Here is a 6,106-nt window from a genome sequence, read left to right as displayed (position 1 = left end):
CCAGCCCCAGGTAAGCGGCCACGGCTTTTTTTTCAACGGACTCTGTCGGATGACGCTGTAATACGGCTTCCATATCGCATTACTCTTCGGGGCCAAAACAGACGTTATAATCAGCACACACATCACAGGATGGCGCGCGACATACATAGGTGCCATCACGAGCACATAACTGCTTATAGAGAAACTTCTTCCACTTCATATCCTTATCATTGCGCCTGGCCAGTTCAGGAAAATTCAAGCTTAGTATTTCAGTCAATTCACCTCTCGACCATAATCCCAGGTCTTGCCATAGATGATCGAATCCCATACATGCCGCTGCTACAATCTGTGCAACCCATTCTTCAGACACATCATTGCTGGCACGAAACTCGAGCATTAATCCCACCAGGTCTTCCCACTCCGGAATACGCTCCTTTTCAAATTCAGCTTTGTTATTTACACTGGCTAATAGCTGGTGATCGGCAAAGTGCCTTGCCACCAGGTTCTGAAAGTTCTCAACACTGAGCCCCAGGCGAGCTGGCAGCACACCTTCTTCCGCCACCCATGACGAAAATATACGTGCCAGATAAAAATCGTTTTGATGCTGACCACCCATAGCCATCAGTTGCTCAAAGACGGCCTCCTTGTCCGCCTTTGAACTGCACTGAGTACTAACTTGCCTCATTTCCATACTCGCTTGCATTACACACCATACTCCACTAGCAAATCTTCATCCCTTGCGATAATTTGGCAGGCCAGGCGCCATGAAGTCGGCAAGTCATCCACTAACATCTTTTCTATCTCTTCGTTAGTGATTTTACCCAGTTCCTTGAGCACACCTTTTTCCTTTTCTGTTAACGGTCCACCCATAGCCCCTTTATCACTTAAACGACTCACTTTGATTAAACAGGTACCGCACTCGCCATCCTGACAGTTGAAATCGATAGGAATCTTGTTTTCCTTGGCGATTTTCAAGACGGTTTCGGTATGACTACCGGCAGTGGCGTACACTGTCTTGTTCTTATATTCCGGATTTACGAAGGTAATATTTGCCATAACACTTCTCCAAATGTTGCTTACTGCATGATTACAGGATTAGCTTACTAAGCCGGGCTAACGGTCACATCACCAATAACCTGCGCCTGGCATGCCAAACGGTAATGCCTTCCGGCCAGGTTGTCCTTCAGTACCTTGTCCTCGATAACAGAAGGCGTGGACAGGTTTTCCCAGCCGTCTTCCACCTTCATCATGCAGGTGCCACAATCGCCTTCGCGACAGCCGTATACTATGCCTGATCCTACTTTTTCAGATATTTCGATAACTCGTACGCCGGCGGGCACGTTAACTGTTAAATCAATATCTTTGAATGTTAAGTTTGCTTTTGCCATTTTTTGCTCCTTGAAATAACAATTTCTGTTGTATTAATAAAATTCCTCAACCGGCATAGTGATGATCTGAATTCATCACTTGCTCGAATGTAACCACCCTGGTTTCCAACTCTCCCTTAAGAGCTTTACTTATCTTTTTACCAAACTCCTGGCAGTTTTCTAATTCTTCTTCTGTGGGAATCAATTTTATTTTTACGCCAGGAACCGGTAATCGAAATTTCAATCCACGCATACGGTCTTCCATCATCCCAACGGCTTCGCCACTCCAGCCAAAAGACCCAAAGGCTGCACCCAGTTTTCCGATAGTTTTAATAACCGCAAGTGATGACAGTAAATCCCAGACAGGCTTAACAGCGTCACCATTGATTGTGGGCGAACCAAACACGATACCATCGGCTTCTTCAATGAGATCAATGAATGACGCAATATCACTGCCTTCCAGATCATAGAGAGACACTCGTACCCCATCCTCACTACATGCCCCGGAATAGATAGCGCCTGCCATACGCGCCGTATTACCATAAGAACTGATATAAAATATCAACAGGCTTTTTTCATCTTCTTCAAGTTCGTTCTGTAAGCCGGAGCTAGCCAGTTCTCTGAATCGCCGCACATAATCTCGCGGCTTATCTCTTAATATCGGGCCATGAGTGGGAGCAATAACATTAATACCAAGTGGCTCTATTAGTTCCAACGCTTCCCGCACATACTGCTTGAAAGGGCGCATTATGTGTGCATAGTAGTATTCGAATGAAAAACGAAAGTCGCCAACTTTGTCATTGAACAGGCGACTATCACAATAATGGCAGCCGAACACATCACCGGAAAACAACATCTGCTCTTCTTCCAGATAGGTACATTGCGTATCTGGCCAATGCAAATACGGCGTATGCAAAAAGCGTAAAGTCCTGTCTCCCAGGCTCACACAATCATCCGTTGTCACGGTTTCGAAATTCAGCCCATCCTGTTTTAGCAATGCTTTGAGCATAAGCTGAGCTTTTACGGAAATGTATAATCTTGCTTGCGGCGCCCGTTTCATTAGCTCTGGTAACGCACCACTATGGTCCGGTTCCAGATGGTTAAGGACGATAATTTTGATCTCACTATAATCAGCGACCGACTCCAGCCGTGTAAAAAATTCTTCTGCGAACTGCTCCTTTACGGTATCAATTACGGCAACACCATCGCTGCCACGTACCAGATATGAATTATAGGTAGTCCCGTTGGCAGTCTTAAGAATAATATCGAAGTTTCTTAACGTTGGATCCAGGGCCCCGACCCAGTAGACTCGATCAGATAACGCCACTGCATCTCGCGTCTTACTGACATCTAAAATGTCTTTGCTAGTCATGAGCCTACTCGCTATTGAGTACCACAAGGTGAATGTGAATGTTGTTTGGGGCAGATCTCCAATGTGTTGTCTAAGGCCGATCCAGGCTTTAGCAGTTCACTCACCTGTTCTGCTTCAAAACCAACAATTTTCCTGTCGCCAACCTCCATCAAGGGCCGCCGAATCAATATTGGATCAGCAAGCATGCACTGAATCGCCTGTTCAGCCGTTAACATGTCAGGATCAACTTTTCCTGACTTAACAGTTGGCGCACTCTGATTAAACCAGGCGTTTACTGGCAAGTTATTAAAAAAAGCCAGTAACTTAGCCGCGGTCCATGGTTCTACTAATAAGTTTCTTTCATCCAAATTGTGGCCCGCCTCTGTCAGGAGCTTTTTTTGCCTGGTGTTATTGATACACCCGGGCTTTTCGTAAAAAATAACGTCAACCATTATTGCGATGATAATTGTGATGAAATTTATTAAGCCGCCTTACCTATGTTGATTGCATCAGGGCTGCTTTCTATATAAAAGCGTAAAGAACTGAGATCATCTTCAATGAGAGATAAATCGCTTAGCGCGGAAGCCCAAATTGGTAATAGCCTGATTGACTTAACACGAAAACTTAGGCGCAAATTATTAACCGCTGGGGTATCTATATTAAGCGCAGCTTGCCGCTCAGCTTCCGTTACCGCTTCTGCCTGAAAATCACTTTCATGGCCAGGACTAAGCGCTTTGACTTGCTGTTGTCGGGTTTGCTGTTGATGGTAATGCAAAAGCGCGCTGTGACGTTTCCAGGTTCTGTGCGGTATATTTCTACGAGCTTCAAACTTTCTAAAATAAAACTCATCTTTGATGTTTCTTTTGGCATCCTTTGATTTTTGTTCATCATTTATAATAAATGTAGAAATAATACCGGCAGTGACTTTGCCTGGCGCTACTCTAAAGAGTCGAAACAAGTGTCGAAAAAAATTCCTGCCTTTACTTATCCATGGGCCAACGGAAATCCTGGCTGCATGCTTTTCCTCTACCACATCCAGCTCTAGCCACATGTTTTCTGCATTTGTTTTAATCATCACGACACCTCTCATTAAAAAAACGCTTGCAATACCAAATTTAGTGCGCTTGCAGCTCAGCCATAGCCTGCGCCATCTTTTCCGGTGGAATACCAGTCAATGAACCTGGCGCATTTACAGCTTCTCCAAAACTGTTCAGGATCGCCCCTTCAATCGGGCAGATACTTGCGCACTGCGTATCTGCGTAGTCACCTTCGCATTCAGTACATTTCTTTGCATCAATTAAAAAGTGCGGTTTTGCTTCATAGATTGCATTACTGGGACATAAAGGTTCGCACGCCCAGCAATTTACGCATGTTTCAATAATCTTTAATGCCATATTAGCCTCCAGTTATGCCGACGCTTTTTCTGCTACCACCAGATCTTCTTCCAGCTGGCCGTTTTCAATCATTTCCTTGTATACCGCTAACACGCCATCTTCGATGGCTTCCATGGCATGTTCACCATTAGGCTGGATACCGGCTTCCTCCAGTTGGCTCCAGGGTTCGTAGCCAATCTTGGAACAAAGCACCGCCTCACATCCATCCAGTGCTTTAATGGTTTTGGCCAACACTGACTCACCATCACCACAAGTGTCACCACCTTCACAATACAAGTCTGTTTTGCGGTGACCGATGAAACGCACTCCTTCTGTAGACGCTTCATAAACCAGGAACTCTTTGGCGTGGCCAAAGTGCTGATTGATAACACCCCCGCCGGTAGTAGCCACTGCCATCAGTACAGGACGATATTGTTTTGCCTGTTCGCCAAATTGAACGGTAACGATCTCCTGTTCCTGCTTCGCTGCCTGCTTGGACTCCAGTTCCTGCGCAATGGCCTCATGAACTCTGGCCCTTTTTACCATGGCAGCATCGTAGTCAATTTCCATATCTTCGATCTTGTCCAGAGTGAATTCCGCACCACGATCTTCACCTAACAGACCAACAGCATCTGCACGACACTGACGACAATGACGCATCATGTTCATATCACCGGCACAGGCATCCTGTAATGCCTGCAATTCTTTTGAGTTGGGACCCCGTTGTCCCATCACGCCATAAAAAGTGCCATGCTCTGCTTCTGCAATAAGCGGCATAACGTTATGCAGGAAAGCGCCTTTTTCTTTGACGATTCGACTCACTTCCTGTAAATGCACATCATTGATCCCGGGAATCATGACTGAGTTAACTTTCACCAGGATGCCGCGCTCTACCAGCATCTCTAAGCCTTTTTGTTGTTGCTCAATAAGAATTTTGGCACCTTTTGCGCCATGAATACGCCGATTGTTCCAGAACACCCATGGATAAATTTTGGCGCCGATTTCCGGGTCTACGGTGTTAATAGTAATCGTGACGTGATCGATATTGTGTTTCGCTAATTCATCCACTGCAGCTGGTAAAGCAAGTCCGTTAGTTGATACGCACAATTTGATATCGGGCGCTTCAGCAGACAGGCGGCGGAAGGTTTCGAACGTGCGCTCCGGATTTGCCAATGGATCACCAGGGCCTGCGATACCCAACACTGTCATTTGGGGAATATTAGCCGCAACTGCCTTGGTTTTTTTCACCGCCTGATCAGGCGTCAACAGCTCTGATACCACACCAGGACGTGACTCGTTAGCACAGTCATATTTACGATTACAATAGTGACATTGAATATTACACGCTGGTGCTACAGCCACATGCATGCGGGCAAAGTAGTGATGTGCATCTTCTGAATAACATGGATGGTTATGTACTTTCTGACGAATCTCTTCCGGCAAGTGGCTTAGCTGGTCGTCAGTACTTCCGCAGGAACCTGCACTACAACCGCTTTTGACTTCCGTCTGTTCGTTGTCTTGCCCTAAAACAGTCAACTCCATAATCATCTCCTGAGTATTAGAAATTCTGTATTTGTCTTGTTCTCGTGTGAGACTGCTCACTCACAAGTTGTTTGATTAATAAAGCCATTGCTTAACTGTATGGCGTTTATTTGCTATCAACTTTTTCTCTAACAGCTCTAAGTGCAACGCCTGTGCCTAAAAAATTTTGCGTTATAAGTATTTGATATTTATTGAAAGAGGAGATTTTGCAACGCGGTTTTGTTGCAAAACGAACAGTGCAAAAATTGGGAATTGTAGGATTAGGAACAAAGCAGATTTACAAAATAAAACGGAAATAATAAACGTGCTTGCAACACATGACGATCTGGTGTAGATCACAATACCAACTGACATGACATCACAAGATCGCGCTTTGTCAATTGCAGGAGAGCAGGAGCAAGAAACTGTTTAGATGCGACGCATTTTAATTTTTAATGTTTGAATGCGATAAGCAATCTGCCGCGGCGTCATGTTAAGCAATCTGGCAGCTTTGG

8 protein-coding genes are annotated in these 6,106 nt (G+C 45.2%); all 8 read right to left on the bottom strand.

Annotated elements, in window-relative coordinates; genetic code table 11:
- Positions 1–79: 79 nt before the first annotated feature.
- Genes ACWVCM_RS07895 through nifB form a run of 8 tightly spaced genes read right to left on the bottom strand, consistent with a single transcriptional unit; the run spans position 80 to position 5,612 of the window.
- Positions 80–670 (bottom strand): nitrogen fixation protein NifQ, encoded by a 591-nt coding sequence (locus tag ACWVCM_RS07895; protein WP_455201187.1) that lies wholly within the window; start codon positions 668–670, stop codon positions 80–82.
- 11 nt (positions 671–681) lie between these two features.
- The gene (locus ACWVCM_RS07890) at positions 682–1,035 is read right to left on the bottom strand and encodes a 2Fe-2S iron-sulfur cluster-binding protein (RefSeq protein WP_455201186.1); all 354 of its coding nucleotides are present in this window, start codon (positions 1,033–1,035) and stop codon (positions 682–684) included.
- A gap of 47 nt (positions 1,036–1,082) precedes the next feature.
- Entirely contained in the window at positions 1,083–1,367 is a 285-nt protein-coding gene (locus ACWVCM_RS07885) for a 2Fe-2S iron-sulfur cluster-binding protein (protein ID WP_455201185.1), read from the bottom strand.
- A 46-nt stretch (positions 1,368–1,413) separates the two neighbouring features.
- Positions 1,414–2,718, bottom strand: coding sequence for an FprA family A-type flavoprotein (locus ACWVCM_RS07880; RefSeq protein WP_455201184.1), 1,305 nt, complete (start codon positions 2,716–2,718; stop codon positions 1,414–1,416).
- Between the two features lie 11 nt (positions 2,719–2,729).
- Positions 2,730–3,149 (bottom strand): ArsC/Spx/MgsR family protein, encoded by a 420-nt coding sequence (locus tag ACWVCM_RS07875; RefSeq protein WP_455201183.1) that lies wholly within the window; start codon positions 3,147–3,149, stop codon positions 2,730–2,732.
- Positions 3,150–3,178: 29 nt separating this feature from the next.
- The gene (locus tag ACWVCM_RS07870; RefSeq protein ID WP_455201182.1) at positions 3,179–3,772 is read right to left on the bottom strand and encodes a hypothetical protein; all 594 of its coding nucleotides are present in this window, start codon (positions 3,770–3,772) and stop codon (positions 3,179–3,181) included.
- Between the two features lie 40 nt (positions 3,773–3,812).
- A complete protein-coding gene (locus ACWVCM_RS07865; protein WP_455201181.1) occupies positions 3,813–4,091 on the bottom strand; it encodes a 4Fe-4S binding protein in 279 nt (92 codons plus the stop codon).
- A 12-nt stretch (positions 4,092–4,103) separates the two neighbouring features.
- A complete protein-coding gene (nifB, locus tag ACWVCM_RS07860; protein ID WP_455201180.1) occupies positions 4,104–5,612 on the bottom strand; it encodes a nitrogenase cofactor biosynthesis protein NifB in 1,509 nt (502 codons plus the stop codon).
- Positions 5,613–6,106: the final 494 nt, after the last annotated feature.

This window comes from Kaarinaea lacus, from assembly GCF_975902315.1.
This window is presented reverse-complemented; position numbering and strand designations above follow the sequence as displayed.

What these genes read in the sequence shown, in the direction of transcription:
- ACWVCM_RS07895 (WP_455201187.1), bottom strand. Translation starts at nt 670, where the DNA reads ATGGAAATGAGGCAAGTTAGTACTCAGTGCAGTTCAAAGGCGGACAAG.
- ACWVCM_RS07890 (WP_455201186.1), bottom strand. Translation starts at nt 1,035, where the DNA reads ATGGCAAATATTACCTTCGTAAATCCGGAATATAAGAACAAGACAGTG.
- ACWVCM_RS07885 (WP_455201185.1), bottom strand. Translation starts at nt 1,367, where the DNA reads ATGGCAAAAGCAAACTTAACATTCAAAGATATTGATTTAACAGTTAAC.
- ACWVCM_RS07880 (WP_455201184.1), bottom strand. Translation starts at nt 2,718, where the DNA reads ATGACTAGCAAAGACATTTTAGATGTCAGTAAGACGCGAGATGCAGTG.
- ACWVCM_RS07875 (WP_455201183.1), bottom strand. Translation starts at nt 3,149, where the DNA reads ATGGTTGACGTTATTTTTTACGAAAAGCCCGGGTGTATCAATAACACC.
- ACWVCM_RS07870 (WP_455201182.1), bottom strand. Translation starts at nt 3,772, where the DNA reads ATGATTAAAACAAATGCAGAAAACATGTGGCTAGAGCTGGATGTGGTA.
- ACWVCM_RS07865 (WP_455201181.1), bottom strand. Translation starts at nt 4,091, where the DNA reads ATGGCATTAAAGATTATTGAAACATGCGTAAATTGCTGGGCGTGCGAA.
- nifB (WP_455201180.1), bottom strand. Translation starts at nt 5,612, where the DNA reads ATGGAGTTGACTGTTTTAGGGCAAGACAACGAACAGACGGAAGTCAAA.